General features: G+C 61.3%; 15 protein-coding genes and 1 pseudogene. 7 read left to right on the forward strand and 9 right to left on the reverse strand.

The window, feature by feature from the left end:
- Positions 1–1,392 (reverse strand): annotated as a pseudogene (locus tag HBN98_RS13185) (type IV secretion protein Rhs); the annotation flags it as partial.
- A gap of 246 nt (positions 1,393–1,638) precedes the next feature.
- On the opposite strand from HBN98_RS13185, the gene HBN98_RS13190 reads away from it, so the two are divergent.
- On the forward strand, positions 1,639–2,334 hold the full coding sequence (locus HBN98_RS13190) for an HAD-IA family hydrolase (RefSeq protein ID WP_064586737.1): 696 nt from the start codon (positions 1,639–1,641) through the stop codon (positions 2,332–2,334).
- Positions 2,335–2,414: 80 nt separating this feature from the next.
- Here HBN98_RS13190 and HBN98_RS13195 read toward each other — a convergent pair whose 3' ends face one another.
- A complete protein-coding gene (locus tag HBN98_RS13195) occupies positions 2,415–3,161 on the reverse strand; it encodes a 3-oxoacyl-ACP reductase family protein (protein ID WP_083366508.1) in 747 nt (248 codons plus the stop codon).
- Positions 3,162–3,287: 126 nt separating this feature from the next.
- On the opposite strand from HBN98_RS13195, the gene HBN98_RS13200 reads away from it, so the two are divergent.
- Positions 3,288–4,214: a LysR family transcriptional regulator gene (locus HBN98_RS13200; protein ID WP_083366507.1), complete on the forward strand. Its 927-nt coding sequence runs from the start codon at positions 3,288–3,290 to the stop codon at positions 4,212–4,214.
- A 132-nt stretch (positions 4,215–4,346) separates the two neighbouring features.
- On the opposite strand, the gene HBN98_RS13205 is transcribed toward HBN98_RS13200, so the two are convergent.
- From HBN98_RS13205 to HBN98_RS13215, 3 genes are all read right to left on the reverse strand, one after another.
- Positions 4,347–5,075, reverse strand: coding sequence for an aspartate/glutamate racemase family protein (locus HBN98_RS13205; protein WP_064586740.1), 729 nt, complete (start codon positions 5,073–5,075; stop codon positions 4,347–4,349).
- A gap of 54 nt (positions 5,076–5,129) precedes the next feature.
- Positions 5,130–6,668 carry an NCS1 family nucleobase:cation symporter-1 gene (locus HBN98_RS13210; protein ID WP_083366506.1) on the reverse strand — a complete coding sequence of 513 codons (1,539 nt, stop codon included), beginning with the start codon at positions 6,666–6,668 and terminating at the stop codon, positions 5,130–5,132.
- Positions 6,669–7,242: 574 nt separating this feature from the next.
- Positions 7,243–7,977, reverse strand: coding sequence for a phosphoadenylyl-sulfate reductase (locus tag HBN98_RS13215; protein WP_083366505.1), 735 nt, complete (start codon positions 7,975–7,977; stop codon positions 7,243–7,245).
- Between the two features lie 163 nt (positions 7,978–8,140).
- Between HBN98_RS13215 and thrH the strand changes: the two genes are divergently transcribed.
- Positions 8,141–8,758 carry a bifunctional phosphoserine phosphatase/homoserine phosphotransferase ThrH gene (thrH, locus tag HBN98_RS13220; RefSeq protein ID WP_083366504.1) on the forward strand — a complete coding sequence of 206 codons (618 nt, stop codon included), beginning with the start codon at positions 8,141–8,143 and terminating at the stop codon, positions 8,756–8,758.
- A 111-nt stretch (positions 8,759–8,869) separates the two neighbouring features.
- On the opposite strand, the gene pabB is transcribed toward thrH, so the two are convergent.
- The 4 genes from pabB to rloA all read right to left on the reverse strand — a co-directional run bounded on the left by pabB (position 8,870) and on the right by rloA (position 13,492).
- Entirely contained in the window at positions 8,870–10,213 is a 1,344-nt protein-coding gene (pabB, locus tag HBN98_RS13225) for an aminodeoxychorismate synthase component I (protein WP_083366503.1), read from the reverse strand.
- 215 nt (positions 10,214–10,428) lie between these two features.
- Entirely contained in the window at positions 10,429–11,415 is a 987-nt protein-coding gene (locus HBN98_RS13230; RefSeq protein WP_064586744.1) for an alpha-L-glutamate ligase-like protein, read from the reverse strand.
- On the reverse strand, positions 11,415–12,950 hold the full coding sequence (gene rloB, locus HBN98_RS13235) for an osmotic stress tolerance membrane protein RloB (protein WP_064586745.1): 1,536 nt from the start codon (positions 12,948–12,950) through the stop codon (positions 11,415–11,417). Before rloB ends, HBN98_RS13230 begins: the two co-directional genes overlap by 1 nt.
- 5 nt (positions 12,951–12,955) lie before the next feature.
- On the reverse strand, positions 12,956–13,492 hold the full coding sequence (gene rloA, locus HBN98_RS13240) for a retropepsin-like aspartic peptidase RloA (RefSeq protein WP_007916436.1): 537 nt from the start codon (positions 13,490–13,492) through the stop codon (positions 12,956–12,958).
- A 405-nt stretch (positions 13,493–13,897) separates the two neighbouring features.
- Here rloA and HBN98_RS13245 point away from each other — a divergent pair, with 405 nt between their 5' ends.
- The 4 genes from HBN98_RS13245 to acnD all read left to right on the forward strand — a co-directional run bounded on the left by HBN98_RS13245 (position 13,898) and on the right by acnD (position 19,560).
- Positions 13,898–14,620, forward strand: a complete 723-nt coding sequence (locus HBN98_RS13245; RefSeq protein ID WP_169432611.1) for a GntR family transcriptional regulator — start codon at positions 13,898–13,900, stop codon at positions 14,618–14,620.
- Positions 14,617–15,507 (forward strand): methylisocitrate lyase, encoded by an 891-nt coding sequence (gene prpB / locus HBN98_RS13250; protein WP_083366502.1) that lies wholly within the window; start codon positions 14,617–14,619, stop codon positions 15,505–15,507. The genes HBN98_RS13245 and prpB overlap by 4 nt, the downstream gene beginning before the upstream one ends.
- A gap of 132 nt (positions 15,508–15,639) precedes the next feature.
- Positions 15,640–16,767: a bifunctional 2-methylcitrate synthase/citrate synthase gene (gene prpC / locus HBN98_RS13255; RefSeq protein ID WP_083366501.1), complete on the forward strand. Its 1,128-nt coding sequence runs from the start codon at positions 15,640–15,642 to the stop codon at positions 16,765–16,767.
- A 198-nt stretch (positions 16,768–16,965) separates the two neighbouring features.
- Positions 16,966–19,560: a Fe/S-dependent 2-methylisocitrate dehydratase AcnD gene (acnD, locus tag HBN98_RS13260; RefSeq protein WP_064586748.1), complete on the forward strand. Its 2,595-nt coding sequence runs from the start codon at positions 16,966–16,968 to the stop codon at positions 19,558–19,560.
- Positions 19,561–19,593: the final 33 nt, after the last annotated feature.

Below are 19,593 nucleotides of genomic sequence, written 5' to 3' on the forward strand. Positions count from 1 at the left end.
GCCATCGCTGAGGGTCAGCAGTTCTTCGCCGGTGACCATCGACACCGGGCAGCCGTTGGTGCAGGTCAGTGGCGCGCAATCGGCGCTGGCGCCGTTGGGGTTTTTCGCTTGATCGGGGGAGTCGTCGCGAGGTTCGTGCCGCTCCATCCGGGTCGTGCCACGGGACTTGTCCCGCGCCATGGGCGCCGGATTCGGTACCGTCAACACCACTGAATCCGCCTGGCGAATATTCAGCGGGACCGCCGGCGTCGGCTTCAGCGGCACGTCGCGCGCATTGAACGTCAACGGCTTCAACGCGCTCGCGTGTTGGTTCAGGTCGGCAGTGGAGGGCAGTTCGCTCAGGCGCAAGGCCGCTGCTGCCAGCCATTGCCGCGCCCGAGGCGACTTGATCTTGCTCAGCACCTTGCTGCTCAATTTCACGGGTACGCCAACGCCACCGGCGACCCGCATCAGCAGAAAGCTGGTCAACAATTCGACCCGAACCTCGGCCACCACCTCCGCCAGGTATTGCGGCGGCAGCATCTTCAGCCAACTGGTGAACGCCGCCAGATGAATAAACAGCAACGGCTCGTCACTGAGTATCAGCAGGCCATTGGCGATGGCCTCAGTGGAGGCATTGAGCAGCGCTTGCAGTTCAACCTCGGTCAGGTACTGCAACAGTTTTTCACTGTTGGCCTGCAGGTCGGCGAGCAGGGCGAACAGCTGTTTAACGTCGTCCCAGATGGCGTTTAACGCCTTCTCGAACCCGCGCCAGTCGGCCTGTTGCAACTGGCGGTAACGATCGCCGAAACCGGCGCTGGAAAACGCCGTCCATAGCGGCTGAAAGCCGGCCCACTCGTCGCGCAGCCAGCCTTCCAGCCCGTCGAGGATCCCCTCGTAGGAGGCATAAAGCGCTTTGACATGATCGGTGGAAACATCGGGAAAGAAGGTGATGCGATAACGCTGGCCCCGGTCGCAGTCGCTGACTTCCAGAATGCCGCTCGGGCCGATGGTGTGGCGCAGCGGTGCACCAAAGCTCAGAACCCCGTCGACATCGGCGATCACCGGTTCCAGCACCACCGGGGTATTGCCGATCGGTACGAAGCGCGCCGCTTCGAACATGTGCACCAGAGTCAACGGACCGCTCGCGGGACACATGACCACCGATGTCTGAATCGGCTGGCGGGATTTGGCGGGCGCGCTGAGCTGCAGGTCGTTGCCGACCTTGAACACCTGTTCGACATCCAGCGCCGTCCCGGTCCAGAACTGCTGGGCCCAGGCCTCGTAGTGGTTCAGGCTCAGGCGGAACTCGCGGATCAGTGTTTCGAAGTCCGGGTGATCCGGGTTCAGGGCGGCAACCACCAGCAGGCCGATGCTGTTGTTCAGGGCCAGAAGCCGATCGGTTTGGAACATTCGCAGGCACTCGCGCACATGAAAGAGGTGCGCGGACTTTGCGGGGGATCACCCAGGAAAGAAGTCGGGCAAGTAGGCATTAGCTGTAGGGCATTTCGCTAAATATCAGCGTGCCATTCAACGCCTCGCGGACATTGGTCGTTGCTGAATGTCCATTGGCCTCGCTATGCTGCTGAACCCATTAATCAGATCCGAGCAGCGGCATCGACTGTGCCGCCCGGGATGTTTTTGATAACGGATCCGATGATGAATGCACCGATGAAGGCGTTTGGCCCGATCAAGGCCGTGATTTTCGACATGGACGGTTTGTTGCTGGACACCGAAGGCATCTACACCGAGGTCACGTCGCTCATTGCCGAGCGTTACGGGCGGACCTTCGATTGGAGCGTTAAACAGAACATCATCGGACGTGGCGCCAATGACCTGGCCAACTACGTGGTGCAGGCGCTGGACCTGCCGATCAGCGCCGAAGAGTTCCTGGTGATCCGCGAGCCGCTGATGCGCGAGCGCTTCCCCAAGGCGCAGGCGATGCCAGGCGCTGAGGAGCTGATTCGCCATCTCAAGGCGCACAACATTCCGATTGCCGTGGGCACCAGTTCATCGCGCCAGTCGTTCGGCCAGAAAACCACCCTGCACCGCGACTGGTTTGCCCTGTTCGATTTCATCGTCACCGCAGACGATCCGGAAGTCGGTGCTGCAAAGCCTGCGCCGGACATTTTTCTCACCGCCGCCCGGCGTCTGGGGGTCGCGCCTGAAGATTGTCTGGTGTTCGAGGATTCACCGTTTGGCGTCACCGCCGCGAAAGCGGCGGGGATGACCGCCATTGCGATTCCCGACGCGGCCATGGCCGATGAAAAATATGCTCATGCCGACGGGATTCTGCGCACGCTCAAGGCGTTCACCCCGAGTGCCTGCGGGCTGCCGGCGCTGGAATGGGCCTGATCACCCAATAAACACCCATGAAAAAACGCCGCCCTCTGAACCGAGGTGCGGCGTTTTTTTGTGCCGGGGATTCAGCGCAATCAGGCGCCGAAGCCGCCGTCGATGGTCAGGCTGGCACCGGTGATGTAACCGGCCTCAGGGCCGACCAGGTAGGCGACGAAACCGGCGATTTCGTCGGCAGTGCCGTAACGACCGACTGCCATCAGCGGGATCAGGCTTTCGGCGAAATCGCCATCGGCCGGGTTCATGTCGGTGTCGACCGGGCCGGGCTGCACGTTGTTGATGGTGATGCCGCGTGGGCCGAGGTCGCGGGCCAGGCCTTTGGTCAGGCCGACCAGCGCCGATTTGCTCATCGCGTACACACCGCCACCGCCGAAGGGCATGCGGTCGGCGTTGGTGCTGCCGATGTTGACGATGCGCGAGCCTTCGCCCATGTGTTTGGCGGCTTCCTGAGAGGCAATGAATACGCTGCGCACGTTGATCGCCAGGGTCTGGTCGAAGTCTTCCAGTTTGAAGTCTTCCAGTGGCGCAATCGCCAGTACCCCGGCGTTGTTCACCAGAATATCGAGGCGGCCAAAGGCTTCAACGGTGGCGCTGACGGCGTTGCGGATGGCTGTTTCATCGGCGCTGTCGGCCTTGATCGCCAGGGCTTTGCCGCCGTTGGCGGTGATGCTGTTTTGCAGTTCTTCGGCCTTGGCGGTGGAGCTGACGTAGGTGAAGGCGACAGCGGCGCCTTCGGCAGCCAGACGTTTGACGATGGCGGCGCCGATGCCACGGGAACCGCCTTGAATCAGTGCGACTTTACCGCTGAGGTGTTGAGTGGTCATGTTCGATCTCCAGTAAGTTGAAGGCGGGGTGCCTTGGTGTTGGAGCCGAGTATCGGCCTGACATCGACAACCGTGTAGCCCATGATTGCTATAGTCTGTGTAAACCAAAAGTTTATAGTGGCGACCATGGAAACCTTCAGCAGTATCGAATGCTTCGTGCGCAGTGCCGAGGTCGGCAGCTTTGCCGAAGCCGCCCGGCGCTTGAGCCTGACCCCCGCCGCCGTCGGCAAGAGCGTGGCGAAGCTTGAAGTGCGGCTCGGTGTACGGCTGTTCCAGCGTAGTACACGCAGCTTGACCCTGACCGAGGCCGGTCAGCTGTTCTTGAGTCAGGTCAGTGGCAGCCTGACGACGATTCAGAATGCCGTGGCCAATCTGTCCAGCGTCCAGGGGCTGCCGGCGGGCACCTTGAAAGTCAGCATGGGTACGGTGTTCGGGCGGTTGTATATCGTGCCGTTGCTGGAAGAGTTTTTACGTCGATTCCCGGCGATCAACCCTGACTGGCATTTCGATAACCGGCAGGTCGATTTGATTGGCCAGGGTTTCGATGCGGCGATTGGTGGCGGATTTGAACTGCCCCAAGGCGTCGTCGCCCGCAAATTGGCGCCCGCGCATCGAGTCTTGGTGGCGTCTGCTGACTATCTGCAAAAGCACGCGGCGATCGCCGAGCCGGATGAACTGCAACACCACGATGGCATTCTGATTCGTTCGCCGCAAACCGGTCGAGTACGCTCCTGGCAGTTGATCAGAGGTGGTGGTCAACTCTGCCGGCCACTGACTCTCAGGACGCGAATGACCATGAGCGACTCCGAAGCCGCCTGCGCGACGGCCGCGCAGGGGCTGGGGATCGCGCTGGTCAGCATGCCGTTTGCCGTGGGTTACCTTGAAGCGGGCACATTGCAACGCGTGCTGCCGGACTGGTACATCGATGACGGCAACATTTCGATCTACTACGCCGAGCACAAATTGCTGCCGGGCAAGACGCGGGCGTTTGTCGATTTTGTGATTGAACAGTTCGCGCAGCAAGGGTTGGCTCAGCGGTTCAGTGCTATCTGATTTAGGCTAGGGACCCAGGCGCGGCCATCGCGGGCAAGCCACGCTCCCACAGGTCTCGCGTCGCACACAAAATGTGCGAGAAACTCATAACCTGTGGGAGCGTGGCTTGCCCGCGATAAACGATAACGCGGTCTACCGGGCAAACCGCTCCGCCCAACCAATGATCTGTTTCGGCCGTGGCGTCGCATACGTGCGCACCTTGGACGTCGACAACCCCAGCCGCACCAGCGATTCGGCAATGGTCACCGCCGCCGTCACCCCGTCCACCACCGGCACCCCGGTGCGTCGGCGAATCTGTTCATCCAGCCCGGCCATGCCGCCGCAGCCGAGGCAAATCACCTCGGCCTTGTCCTGCGTCACCGCCAGTTCCGCCTGATGCACGATGGCTTCCAGCGCACGTTGCGGCTCGTGTTCCAGTTCCAGCACCGCCAGACCGCTGGCCCGCACCGAGGCACAGCGATCCCACAGGCCCGAGAGTTTCAGCCGATCCTCGATCAGCGGCACGGTGCGGTCCAGCGTGGTCACCACCGAATAGGCGTGGCCGAGAAACATCGCGGTGCTCGCCGCCGCGTCGGTGATGTCCACCACCGGCACGTTGAGCAGCTCCTGCAAACCTTCGCGGCCGTGCTCGCCATAGCCGGCCTGAATCACCGCGTCGAACGGTTGCTCGTAGGACATCACCCGGTCCATCACGGCGATGGCTGCCAGATAACTTTCGAAATTGCCTTCCACCGAGTCGGCGCCAAAAAACGGCGTCAGACCGACGATTTCCGTGCCGGGGGAAGCGACGGCCTGCGCCGAGCGGGCGATGGCCTGGGTGATGGATTCGGTGGTGTTGACGTTGACCACAAGAATACGCATGGGAAGTCCTTATTGCGGGCAGTTCAGCGGCCCGAAGCGCGGGCCGCGAGGAAGTTAATGGCTGACGTTGTCGACGGCGATGGATTCGCCGCTGACGTCGGCGTAGTGCGACTGACGCCGGGCGATGATCAGGTAAAGCATCGCGGCAATGCCGGCGCCCACCAGCCACGAGAATGGCGAGATGCTGTGGAAACCTGGCACCAGCGCCAGGACGATGGCGATCAGCGCTGCAGGAATGAACGCCGCCACGGCGCGGAAATTCACCCCGCGGCTGTAGTAATAAGCGCCGTTGGGATCTTCGCTGTACAACTGCGGGACGTTGATCCGGCCTCTGCGGATCAGCCAGTAGTCGACCATGATCACCCCGTACAGCGGGCCGAGCAGGGCGCCGAGGCCGGAGAGGAAATACACGATCACCAGCGGACTGTTGTAGAGGTTCCACGGCAGGATCAGCACGGCGATGGTTGCGCTGATCAGCCCGGCGCGGCGGAACGTCAGGTATTTCGGTGCCAGGTTGCTGAGCACGAACGCCGGCGCGACGAAGTTGGCCATGATGTTCACCGCCACGGTGACGATCAGGAACGCCAGACAGCCGAGGACCAGAAAGAACGTGTTGGGAATCGACGCAATGATTTCGGTCGGGCTTTCGATGATCCGCCCGTTGATCTGAAATTGCGCGCCGCACAACAGGACGGTGATGGCGGCGAACACCAGAATGTTCACCGGCAGGCCCCAGAAATTGCCGACCTTGATGGTTTTACGGCACGGCGAAGAACGGGCGAAATCGCAGAAGTTGAGAATCAGCGTGCCGTAGATCGCCAGCCACAGGGCGCCGCCGGCAAAGATGTTGCGCCACATTTCGCCCCCGGTCAGCGGTTCGCGGATCGACCAGGCAATGGTCGCGTTGGCCTGGGTGTACATCCACGCGGCGAGGGCGGCGACGGTCAGCAGAATCACCGGCCCGGCAAAGGCTTCGTAACGGCGGACCATCTCCATGCCGTAGGCGAGGATCGCCAGTTGCACGAACCAGATCGCCACGAAACACACCCAGCCCAGAGACGACAGGCCGAGGATCGAGTTGTGGTCGTAGTCGGCGAAGCCGGGGTGAATCGCTGTCAACAGCACGCGAAACACCACCGACGCCAGGTACGTCTGAATGCCGAACCAGGCGATGGCGATCACCGCCCGGATCAACGCTGGAATCTGCGCCCCGTGGATCCCGAAACTGATCCGGCTGATCACCGGAAACGGCACCCCGGTTTTTTGCCCCATGTAGCCGGACAGGTTCATGAAGAAGTACACCAGCGCCGCGCCGATCCCCAGTGACAGCAGAATCTGCCAGCCTCCCAGGCCTAACGCATACAAGCCGATGGCGAACGAGTAGTTGGCGATGTTGTGCACATCGTTGGTCCACAGGGCGAAGATGCTGTATTTGCCCCAGCGCCGACCTTCGGCCCGGGTCGGTGCCAGGTCGCTGTTGTGCAAACGGGGGCTCAGTTGTAACGGTTCGGCCAGGCCATCGGCGGGCAATGGCTGGTCGAGGGCAGAGGCGGGCAGATTCAGCGCGATGTTGTTGGAGAGACTTGTACGCATTCCGGCAGGCTCCTGATGGGCGGGCCGCGATGACTGTGCATGAGCCCGGGGCTCGACAAATCTTCGTCGCGGCCAGCAGACATCACTGGTTACGGGGCATCTGCAGCCTGTACGGGATAGGGCGCTTCAGGCTTGCGGATCGAAAGTGTTTGGTCATGTTTTGCAGTTTTGTATACAAAACATGCATGCACCAAAGCCAGATCTGTGCCAGTTACCGTTCTATGCGCAGCCATCCTCATTTCGAAAAGTTATCGAGGAGCGCTAAGTGGTTGAAAATGGTTGGTTATAAATTGACCGATTGAACAGGTATTTATTTTTTGCGGGGGATTTTTCGGAGGTGGCAAAACGGACGGGCGTTCAGGAGGGATGTAACTTTTCAGGGCGTGAAAAGAAAAAGTGCACACATAAATGGCACCGATGGTGACATTCGTGTGTACACATTCTGGAGGTTTCACAAAACACTGTAGGAGTGAGCCTGCTCGCGATAGCGGTGTATCAGTCCAGGATTTTCTTGGCTGATAAACCGCTATCGCGAGGCTCACTCCTACAGGGGGGACATCATTGGGGCTGAGATTTATGCCTTGCTGATGATATTCCCCGCATGCAACCCGCATTCTTTCTGCGTCGCTTCTTCCCACCACCAGCGGCCTTCGCGCTCGTGCTGGTTCGGCAGGACCGGGCGGGTGCACGGTTCGCAACCGATGCTGATGAAGCCGCGTTCATGCAGGCTGTTGTACGGCAGCTCGAGCATGCGGATGTAGCCCCAGATCTCTTCGCTGGTCATCTGTGCCAGCGGGTTGAACTTGTACAGGGTGCGCTCCGGGGTGGAGAACGCGGTGTCGATTTCCAGCACCGCCACGGCGCTGCGGGTGCCCGGGCTCTGGTCACGACGCTGGCCGGTGGCCCATGCTTTGACCCCGGACAGTTTGCGCCGCAGCGGTTCGATCTTGCGGATGCCGCAGCATTCGCCATGGCCGTTCTTGTAGAAGCTGAACAGGCCTTTTTCCTTCACGAACGGTTCGAGTTTCGTGTAGTCCGGCGACACCAGTTCGATATCGATCTTGTAGTGCTCGCGCACCTGATCGATGAAGCGATAGGTCTCCGGGTGCAGGCGGCCGGTGTCGAGGCTGAACACCTTGACGTTCTTGTTCAGCTTCCAGGCCATGTCCACCAGCACCACATCCTCGGCGCCACTGAAAGAGATCCACAGCTCATCACCGAACTCGGCAAACGCGAGTTTCAGGATGTCCTGAGCGGATTTATTGGCATAGGTCGTGGCGAGTTCCACGACATCGAACGTTGGGCTCATCAGGGCGGCTTCCTACAGGTCGGTGGCGCTGGGCGCTCTATATGGCGGCGATGTTAACAAAAAGCAGCGGGGTACGGGGTGCCCGCTGCGTTGCGCCGTGGCGGGGGAGTCGCTAGAGTTCGGGCTCGCTCGACTCAATAATCAATACAAACGGGAGTGTCTTGTGGAAATTGCTTGCCTGGATCTTGAAGGGGTACTGGTACCGGAAATCTGGATCGCCTTCGCCGAAAAAACCGGAATCGAATCCCTCAAGGCCACCACCCGGGACATTCCCGATTACGACGTGCTGATGCAGCAGCGCCTGCGCATCCTCGACGAGCACGGCCTGAAGCTCTCGGACATTCAGGAAGTGATCGCGACCCTCAAGCCGCTGGACGGCGCGGTGGAGTTCGTCGACTGGCTGCGCGAGCGCTTCCAGGTGGTGATTCTCTCGGACACCTTCTACGAGTTTTCCCAGCCGCTGATGCGGCAACTGGGCTTCCCTACCTTGCTGTGCCATCGGCTGATCACTGACGACAGCGAGCGGGTGACCGGCTATCAATTGCGTCAGAAAGATCCCAAGCGCCAGTCGGTCCTGTCGTTCAAGAGCCTGTATTACCGGGTGATTGCGGCGGGGGATTCGTATAACGACACCAGCATGCTGGGCGAGGCGGATGCGGGGATTCTGTTCCACGCGCCGGAGAATGTGATTCGTGAATTCCCGCAGTTTCCGGCGGTGCATACGTTTGCCGAGTTGAAGCAGGAATTCATCAAGGCTTCGAACCGCGACCTGAGCCTGTAAACCCGATCCCTGTAGGAGCTGCCGCAGGCTGCGATCTTTTGATCTTGATCTGAAAAAAACAAGATCAAAAGATCGCAGCCTTCGGCAGCTCCTACAAGGGATTGTTGTGGTCTAGAGGTTCTGCAGGGTTTCCAGTAGAACCTTCACTTTGGTGATCGACTCCTGATACTCCGCCTGCCAGTCCGAATCGGCCACAATCCCGCCACCGCCCCAGCAACACACCTGCCCATCCTTGACCAGCAGACTGCGAATTGCGATGGAGCTGTCCATCTCGCCGCGCACGTCCAGATACAACAACGACCCGCAATACAAACCGCGCCGCGTCGGCTCCAGTTCGTCGATGATTTGCATGGCACGGATCTTCGGCGCGCCGGTGATCGAACCGCCGGGGAAACTGCCGGCGATCAGGTCGAGGGCGTCGCGCTCCTGCGCCAGTTCACCGGTCACGCTGCTGACCAAGTGATGCACGTTGGGATAGCTTTCCAGGCTGAACAACTCCGGCACCCGCACCGAGCCGATGCGGCAGGTGCGGCCGAGGTCGTTGCGCAGCAGGTCGACGATCATCAGGTTCTCGGCGCGATCCTTGGGGCTGGCCAGCAGTTCGGCGGCGTTGGCGGCGTCTTCGGCGGGCGTCAGGCCACGCGGGCGGGTGCCTTTGATCGGGCGGGTTTCCACCTGGCGCTCGCTGACTCTGACGAAACGCTCCGGTGACAGACTCAACACCGCGCCGCCGTCGGGCAGGCTCTGGAAACCGGAAAACGGTGTCGGGCAGGCCTCGCGCAACGCGCAATAGGCCAGCCATGGATCGCCCTGACACGGCGCGCGGAACCGTTGGGCGAAGTTGACCTGATAGCAGTCACCGGCCTGGATGTATTGATGAATGCGTTCCAGCGCCTGGCGATAATCATCGGCCGACAGGTCGGCGGTCATTGGCGTGTTCAGCTTGAACGGCGTCAGTGTCGCTGTGGCTGGTTGGCTGAACAGGGCGATCAGCCGTTGCTGCTCGCTCTCGGCCAGTGACGGGTGAAACACCAGTTGGCTGGTGGCCGCCTGGTGATCGCTGATCAGTGCCCAGTCGTACAGGCCGAAGCGTGCGTCGGGCAGTTGCAGATCGTCGTGGGCCTGGCTCGGCAGGTGTTCCAGATGCCGGCCGAAGTCGTAACTCAGATAGCCGATCAGGCCGCCGGCGAAGGGCAGTTGATAGTCCGCAGGCAGCTGCGCTTCGCCCAGACGGGTCAGATTGTCGCGCAGGCGCTGCAGGAAAACGCTGCCGCTTTCGTCGGGCAACACCGCCAGTTGTTCCAGCGGCCAGGCACTGAGCAGGTCATAACGACCACGATCGGCACTCGGCCGGCCGCTGTCGAGCAGCACGGCGCCGGGCGCATGGCGAATGGCCGCGAAATAGTCGGCGGGGTTGGCGCGGTAGGGCAGCGGGTGTACGGAACAGGTCAACATGGGCGGGGCAGATCGGCCATTGAGGCGGGGTGGGGATTGTAGTCCTCTGCGGGAGTTGCTCCTAGAGGGGATGTCGGGGATGAGCAGATTGGGGGCAGGGTTGAGTCTTGTGGTGGCGGTAAGTCCGCTATCGCGAGCAGGCTCACTCCTACAATTTGGAATGCGTTCCCCTGTAGGAGTGAGCCTGCTCGCGATGACCGCGCCTCGGTGCTAAATCAGCCTTCGACGGCTGGAATATGCCCAAACATTTCCTGAGTAAACGCCACCCGCTCTTCAACCGACTCAGTCACGCCACGCGCCTTCAACTCTTCCAGCCGCGCTTCAACGGCATGGGTACGCAACGTCAGCCCGCAATCGTTGGCAATCTGGATATTCAGCCCCGGTCGCGCATTCAGTTCCAGAATCAGCGGGCCTTTCTCCTGATCCAGCACCATGTCCACACCGATGTAACCCAGCCCGCACAGCTCATAACAGCCAGCGGCGAGTTTCATGAAACCGTCCCAGTAGGGCAGTTGCACGCCGTCCACCGCGTTGGTGGTGTCGGGGTGTTTGTTGATGATGTTGTTCAGCCAGGTGCCGCGCAGGGTCAGGCCGGTGGCGAGGTCGACACCGACGCCAATCGCGCCCTGGTGCAGGTTGGCCTTGCCGCCGGACTGGCGGGTTGGCAGGCGCAGCATGGCCATCACCGGGTAACCCATCAGCACGATGATGCGGATGTCCGGCACGCCTTCGTAACTGATGCTCTTGAAGATCTGGTCCGGGGTCACCCGGTATTCGATCAGCGCGCGGTCGCGGTGGCCGCCCAGCGAATACAGGCCGGTGAGGATGCTCGAGATATGGTGTTCCAGCTCCTCGTGGGCGAGGATCTTGCCCGACACCGTGCGATAGCGGCCTTCGAAGCGGTCGGCGATGACGATGATGCCGTCACCGCCGGCACCCTGGGCCGGTTTGATCACGAAATCGTTGCGCCCGCCGATGATCGCGTCGAGCTTGTCGATTTCCTTCTCCGTGGAAATCACGCCATACAGCTCCGGCACATGAATGCCGGCGGCGATCGCGCGTTCCTTGGTGATGATCTTGTCATCGACGATCGGGTACAGGCTGCGCTTGTTGTACTTGAGCACGTAGTCGGCGTTACGCCGATTGATGCCCATGATGCCCCGCGCCTCCAGAGCCTTCCAGGTCTTCCAGAAACCGAACATCAGGCGTCAGCCTTCTTCAGGAAAGCCTTGAAACGCACCAGTTCGGTCAGGCGGTAGCCGCGATAGCGACCCATCGCCAGCATGAAGCCGACCAGAATCAGCAGGATCGCCGGGAAGGTGAACACGAAGTACACCAGCTCCGGCACGGTCATGATCAGGTGCGCCAGCGAGGCGGCGAACAGCGTGCCGATCGCCACTTTCATGGCATGGCTGGCACCGCGTTCTTCCCAGGTGATCGACAGGCGTTCGATGGTCATGGTCAGAATCACCATCGGGAACAGCGCCACCGACAGGCCGCGCTCCAGACCGAGCTTGTGGCTGAACAGGCTGATCGCCGCAATCAGCACCACCACGAAGGTCAGCACCACCGAGAGGCGCGGCAGCATTTGCAGCTTCAGGTGTTCCAGGTACGAGCGTAATGACAGACCCAGCGCGGTGATCACGGTAAACAGCAGGATGCCGAAGCCCAACTGCGTTTCGCGGAAGGCCAGGGCGATCAGTACCGGGGTGAACGTGCCGAGGGTCTGCAGGCCGATCAGGTTGCGCAGGATCAGGATCACCAGCACGCCGATCGGGATCATCACCATGATCATGAAGGTCTGCTGGGTCTGCAGCGGCAGGCCGTACAGCGAGTATTCAAGGAAGTTGGCGTCGGTGTTTTCGTCGGTCAGCTTGGCCAGACGAATCGCGTTCATCTCGCTGTTGTTCAGGCTGAAGGTCACGTTGGCTTTCTTCGCGCCGTCGACGGTGATCAGGTTTTCATCGCCGGTCCACCACAGCAGGCGGTCGGTCGGCAGACCTTGCTCACCGGTTTCCGGGTTGAAGTACAGCCAGTCGTTGCCGTTGAAGCTGCGCAGCCACAGTTCCGGGGTTTGCGGTTGATCGGCGACGAGACGGATGGTGTGGACTTTTTCCACCGGCACGTGGGCGATGGACAGCAGCAGTTCGACGATCTTCGCCTTGTGCGGCGTCGACGGGTCGCCGGCCAGCAGCAGTTTGACGTTGTCGTCGTTGGCGTTGTTGACGCGTTTGATCGCCTCGCCGATGAAGGTTTCGACGTCGGCCGAGTGCTGGCGGATCGGCGCGAGCAGGGCTTCGGCGGCGATTTTTTCCGGGCCTTCAATGGCGATGCTGTCGCGGAAGGTCGGGCCTTTGATCTTGGATTTTTCTGCGGTGTAGCGTTTGGTCAGCACCAGACGGTAATAAAGGGTCTGGTTGCCCTTGGCCCGGCGCGCCGACCAGGTGACCTTGCGGTTGCCGTCGACGCGGTTCACGGCAACGCCGTAGTTATTGGAGATGAAGCTTTCGTTGAGGCTGACGTAGTCGCGGCTCAGGGGCGGCACGAACATCTGGATCTTCACCGGATCCTTGGTGCTGGCGACGAACTCGACCTTGGCGTCGATATTCCACAGGTCGTCGGTGGCGTCCTCGGTCACCGGGATGCCGAGCACGAAAATCTGATAGGCCGTAACCGAAACGCCCAGGAGCACCAGAATGGTGATCAGGATTTTCAGGTGGAAGGTTAGAGAACGCATGGAAATTACTCGGCGGTATGAGCGGCGATGGTGCAGGCGGGTTTGCCGGCAGCGTATTTAAGACTGGGGTCGACCAGCGCGTCGAAGCGTTTCAGGGCTTCGGAGCCGATCAAAAGCGGATATTGGAACGCACTACGGTCGGTCAGGTTCACTTCGATGCTGCGCAGCGCCGAACCCATGCAGATGTCCAGCTCGATCACCGGCCGGGCCGTGTACTTCTTGCCTTCTTCCGGGTCGTAGTCGCCGGCGCGGCGCTTGATCTTGCTGACCCGGGCCAGCGGGCGCTCGATCGGGTGCGAGTGCGCGGCGTCGATCGCCAGATAGAAGCGCACCCACGACTCGCCATTGCGTTTGAAGCGTTTGATGTCGCGGGCACTCAGCGAGGCGGTTTTGGCGCCGGTGTCGAGTTTGGCCGCGACTTCCAGATTGATGCCATCAAGCGATGCATATTCGTTGAGGCCGTACACGGTTTTTTCCCCCGCGGCAGCCAGGCCGGGCAGGCAAAACAGAGCAAAAAATGTGGGGAAGGGCTTGAGTCTCATAAATCCTGTTGCGCAGCGTTCCGTTCTCGGTTCAGGTTCCTGGCAATGACTGCGCAATCCCCTTCGTGTGCCTATCAGCTTTTTATGACAAGCCGTACAAAAGGCCAGCAAATGCGGGCGGCATTCTAGCACGGTGGGTTTATGGCGCCAGCGCTTGGGCGGGTCTATAACCCTTGGGGATTCCTGTGGGAGCGAGCCTGCTCGCGAAAGCGTAGTGTCAGTCAGCATCTGCTTGGGATGACGCACCGCCTTCGCGAGCAGGCTCGCTCCCACAGGGATTAATCGACCAATGGAAGATTGCCTGCGGTTATTAGACGATTGTCGACAATACCCATTTACCCTTTGACTGATGCGGTCTAATTGGCTAGGTTTTGCCGCATTGGATTTAAAGGTGTCGACAATATGCTGGATCAACTCGATCCCCCGGTCATCAGCGGCGACGATTCCGAAACACTCTCGGAAAACGTCTTCCGGCGCATCCAGGCGGCCATCGTCAAAGGCGAGATCGCCCCGGGCAGCAAGATCTCCGAGCCGGAACTGGCGCGCACCTACGGCATCAGTCGCGGGCCGCTGCGCGAAGCCATTCATCGGCTCGAAGGCCAGCGTCTGCTGGTGCGCGTACCGCATGTCGGCGCGCGGGTGGTATCGCTCAGCCATGCCGAATTGCTCGAACTCTACGAAATCCGCGAATCCCTCGAAGGCATGGCCTGCCGTCTGGCGGCCGAACGCATGAGCGTCGAAGAAATCGACGAACTGCGCCGGGTGCTGGAAACCCATGAGCGCGACGCGGCGTTTCAGGCCGGCGTCGGCTATTACCAGCAGGAAGGCGATTTCGACTTTCACTACCGGATCATCCAGGGCAGCGGCAACCGCACCCTGACCCAGATGCTCTGCGGCGAGCTCTATCAACTGGTGCGCATGTACCGCATCCAGTTTTCCACCACGCCGAACCGGCCGCGCCAGGCCTTCGCCGAACACCACCGGATTCTCGACGCCATCGCCGACCGTGACGGTGAACTCGCGGAATTGTTGATGCGCCGCCACATCGGCGCCTCGAAACGCAACATCGCCCGTCATTACCAGGACGGCGCCGACAATAAGACAGCCACTGAACGAGGTGAGTCATGAGTTCCAAGCAGAACACTCCAGGCCAGCGTTTCCGCGATGCGGTCGCCAGCGAGCATCCATTGCAGGTGGTCGGCGCGATCAACGCCAACCACGCGCTGTTGGCCAAGCGTGCCGGTTTCAAGGCGATCTACCTGTCCGGTGGCGGGGTGGCCGCAGGTTCGCTCGGTGTGCCGGACCTGGGCATCACCGGCCTGGATGACGTGCTGACCGACGTGCGCCGCATCACCGACGTCTGCGACCTGCCGCTGCTGGTGGACGTGGACACCGGTTTCGGTTCGTCGGCGTTCAACGTGGCGCGCACCGTGAAGTCGATGATCAAGTTCGGCGCGGCGGCGATCCACATCGAGGACCAGGTGGGCGCCAAGCGTTGCGGCCACCGTCCGAACAAGGAAATCGTCAGCCAGCAGGAAATGGTCGACCGCATCAAAGCCGCCGTCGATGCCCGCACCGATGACAGCTTCGTGATCATGGCGCGCACCGATGCCCTGGCCGTCGAAGGTCTGGAATCGGCCCTGGATCGCGCCGCCGCGTGCATCGAGGCCGGCGCCGACATGATCTTCCCGGAAGCCATCACCGAGCTGGAGATGTACAAGCTGTTCGCCAACCGCGTGAAAGCGCCGATTCTGGCCAACATCACCGAGTTCGGCTCGACGCCGCTGTACACCACCGAGCAACTGGCCGGCGCCGACGTGTCGCTGGTGCTATACCCGCTGTCGGCGTTCCGCGCGATGAACAAGGCTGCGGAAAACGTTTACACCGCGATCCGCCGCGACGGCACGCAACAGAACGTCATCGACACCATGCAGACGCGCATGGAGCTTTACGACCGCATCGATTACCACACCTTCGAGCAGAAGCTCGATGCGTTGTTTGCCGCTAAAAAATGAAGATCAAAAGATCGCAGCCTTCGGCAGCTCCTACAGGAACGCGGTCGATGCAGGAGCTGCCGAAGGCTGCGATCTTTTGCCAACAACACCGTAATTGCAGATTCCCTAACAAATTCAAGATTGGAGACAGCAATGGCCGAAGCAAAAGTACTCAGTGGCGCCGGGCTCCGGGGCCAGGTTGCCGGGCAAACCGCACTGTCCACCGTGGGCCAGGCCGGTGCCGGGCTGACCTATCGCGGCTACGACGTGCGTGAACTGGCGGCAGACGCGCAGTTCGAAGAAGTCGCTTACCTGCTGTTGTACGGTGAGTTGCCGACCCAGGCGCAACTCGACGCCTACCAGCAAAAGCTGAGCAAGCTGCGCGATTTGCCGCAAGCGCTGAAAGAAGTGCTCGAACGCATCCCTGCCGATGCGCACCCGATGGACGTGATGCGCACCGGTTGCTCGTTCCTCGGCAACCTTGAGCCGGAGAAAGACTTCTCCGAACAGCGCGACAAGACCGACCGCCTGCTGGCCGCGTTCCCGGCGATCATGTGCTACTGGTATCGCTTCAGCCACGACGGCAAACGCATCAACTGCGTCAGCGACGAGCCGAGCATCGGCGGCCACTTCCTGCACCTGCTGCACGACAAGAAGCCGAGCGAACTGCATGTCAAAGTGATGAACGTCTCGCTGATCCTCTACGCCGAGCACGAATTCAATGCCTCGACCTTCACCGCTCGCGTTTGCGCGTCGACCCTGTCCGACCTGTATTCCTGCGTCACGGCGGCCATCGGTTCGCTGCGTGGCCCGCTGCACGGCGGTGCCAACGAAGCGGCGATGGAAATGATCGAGCGCTTCTCGTCGCCGGAAGAGGCGATCGAGGGCACCCTCGGCATGCTTGAGCGCAAGGACAAGATCATGGGCTTCGGCCACGCGATCTATAAGGACAGCGATCCGCGCAACGAGGTGATCAAGGGCTGGTCGAAAAAACTCGCTGACGAAGTCGGGGACAAGGTGTTGTTCGCGGTCTCCGAAGCCATCGACAAGACCATGTGGGAGCAGAAGAAACTGTTCCCCAACGCCGACTTCTACCATGCCTCGGCGTACCACTTCATGGGCATCCCGACCAAGCTGTTCACGCCGATCTTTGTCTGCTCGCGCCTGACCGGTTGGGCCGCGCACGTGTTCGAACAGCGCGCCAACAACCGCATCATCCGTCCGAGCGCCGAGTACATCGGCGTTGAACAGCGCAAGTTCGTGCCAATCGAACGTCGCTGAATGGTGACCTGACCCCGACCTTGAGCCACACCGAAAACCCTGTAGGAGCTGCCGAAGGCTGCGATCTTTTGATTTTGAGTTTTAGAAGCAAGATCAAAGGATCGCAGCCTTCGGCAGCTCCTACAGGGGATCGGGGTCGGTTCAGGGTTGGTGTCAGCCCCCACCCTTTGAAACTACCGTGACCCGAGTCCTGACCCGATGAACACAGCATTCCGCAAAAACCTGCCCGGCAGTTCCCTGGATTACTTCGACGTCCGTGCGGCGGTCGAGGCGATTCAGCCCGGCAGCTACGACACCCTGCCGTACACCTCCCGCGTGCTGGCGGAAAACCTCGTGCGTCGCTGCGACCCGGCCACGCTCACCGATTCGCTGAAACAACTGATCGAGCGCAAACGCGACCTCGACTTCCCGTGGTTCCCGGCGCGCGTGGTGTGCCACGATATTCTCGGCCAGACCGCACTGGTCGACCTCGCCGGCCTGCGTGATGCGATTGCCTTGCAGGGCGGCGACCCGGCGCAGGTCAACCCGGTGGTGCCGACGCAACTGATCGTCGATCACTCGCTGGCGGTGGAGGCGGGCGGTTTCGACAAGCAGGCGTTCGAGAAGAACCGTGCCATCGAAGACCGTCGCAACGAAGACCGTTTCCACTTCATCAACTGGACCAAAAAAGCCTTCAAAAACGTTGATGTGATCCCGCCGGGCAACGGCATCATGCACCAGATCAACCTGGAGAAAATGTCCCCGGTGATCCAGGTGCGTGACGGCGTGGCATTCCCCGACACCTGCGTCGGCACCGACAGCCACACCCCGCACGTCGATGCGCTGGGGGTGATCGCCATCGGCGTTGGCGGCCTCGAAGCCGAGAGCGTGATGCTCGGCCGCGCCTCGTGGATGCGCCTGCCGGAAAGCGTCGGCGTCGAACTGACCGGCAAGCTGCAACCGGGCATCACCGCCACCGACATGGTGCTGGCGCTGACCGAATACCTGCGCAAACAGAAAGTCGTCGGTGCCTGGCTGGAGTTCTTCGGTGAAGGCGCCTCGGCGCTGACCCTCGGCGACCGCGCGACCATCTCCAACATGGCCCCGGAATACGGCGCCACGGCGGCGATGTTCTACATCGACCAGCAGACCATCGACTACCTGAAACTCACCGGTCGCGAAGACCAGCAAGTGCAGCTCGTCGAGCAGTACGCCAGGCTCAACGGTCTGTGGGCCGACAGCCTGAAAGGCGCGCAATACGAGCGCGGCCTGACGTTCGACTTGTCGTCGGTGGTGCGCAACATGGCCGGCCCGAGCAACCCGCACGCTCGCGTAGCGGTGTCAGACCTGGCCGCCAAAGGCATCTCCGGACAGTGGGATGACGTGCCGGGGCAAATGCCCGACGGCGCGGTGATCATCGCGGCCATCACCAGTTGCACCAACACCAGCAACCCGCGCAACGTGATCGCCGCCGGCCTGTTGGCGCGCAATGCCAACAAACTCGGCCTGACCCGCAAACCGTGGGTGAAATCCTCGCTGGCGCCGGGCTCGAAAACCGTTGCGCTGTACCTCGATGAAGCCGGGCTCACCACTGAACTGGAACAACTCGGTTTCGGCGTCGTCGCGTTCGCCTGCACCACCTGCAACGGCATGTCCGGGGCACTCGATCCGGTGATCCAGCAAGAGATCATCGACCGCGATCTGTATGCCACCGCCGTGCTCTCCGGTAACCGCAACTTCGACGGCCGGATTCACCCGTACGCCAAGCAGGCGTTCCTCGCTTCGCCGCCGCTGGTGGTCGCGTACGCCATCGCCGGCACCATCCGTTTCGACATCGAAAAAGATGTGCTGGGTGTGGTCGACGGCAAGGAAATCCGCCTGAAAGACATCTGGCCGAGCGACGAAGAAATCGACGCCGTGGTGAAGTCGTCGGTCAAGCCGGAGCAGTTCCGTCAGGTCTACATTCCGATGTTCGCCATCCATGAAGACACCGGCCCGAAAGTCACGCCGCTGTACGACTGGCGCGAGATGAGCACCTACATCCGCCGTCCGCCGTACTGGGAAGGCGCGCTGGCCGGCGCTCGTCCGCTCAAGGGCATGCGCCCGCTGGCGGTACTGCCGGACAACATCACCACCGATCACCTGTCGCCCTCCAACGCGATCATGCTCGACAGCGCCGCCGGCGAATACCTGGCGAAAATGGGCCTGCCGGAAGAGGACTTCAACTCCTACGCGACCCACCGTGGCGACCACTTGACCGCGCAGCGTGCAACCTTCGCCAACCCGAAACTGTTCAACGAAATGGTTCAGGAAAACGGCAAGGTCAAGCAAGGCTCGCTGGCCCGCGTTGAGCCGGAAGGCAAGGTGATGCGCATGTGGGAAGCCATCGAAACCTACATGGAGCGCAAGCAGCCGCTGATCATCATCGCCGGCGCCGACTACGGTCAGGGTTCGTCCCGCGACTGGGCGGCCAAGGGCGTGCGTCTGGCGGGTGTCGAAGCGATCGTCGCCGAAGGTTTCGAGCGCATCCACCGCACCAACCTGGTGGGCATGGGCGTGTTGCCGCTGGAGTTCAAACCGGGCACCGACCGTCACACCCTGGCCATCGACGGCAGCGAGACCTACGACGTGATCGGCGCCCGCACACCGCGCGCCGACCTGACGCTGGTGATCCATCGCAAGAATGGCGAGCGCGTTGAAGTGCCGGTGACCTGCCGTCTGGATACCGCTGAAGAAGTGTCGATCTACGAGGCTGGTGGCGTGTTGCAGCGCTTTGCCCAGGACTTCCTCGAAGAGTCGGCGGTGGCCGTTTAAATCAACTGATGTGGGCATGGAGTTTCAAGCCCC

The organism is Pseudomonas koreensis (genome assembly GCF_012986595.1).
Taxonomy (GTDB): Bacteria; Pseudomonadota; Gammaproteobacteria; order Pseudomonadales; family Pseudomonadaceae; genus Aquipseudomonas; species Aquipseudomonas koreensis.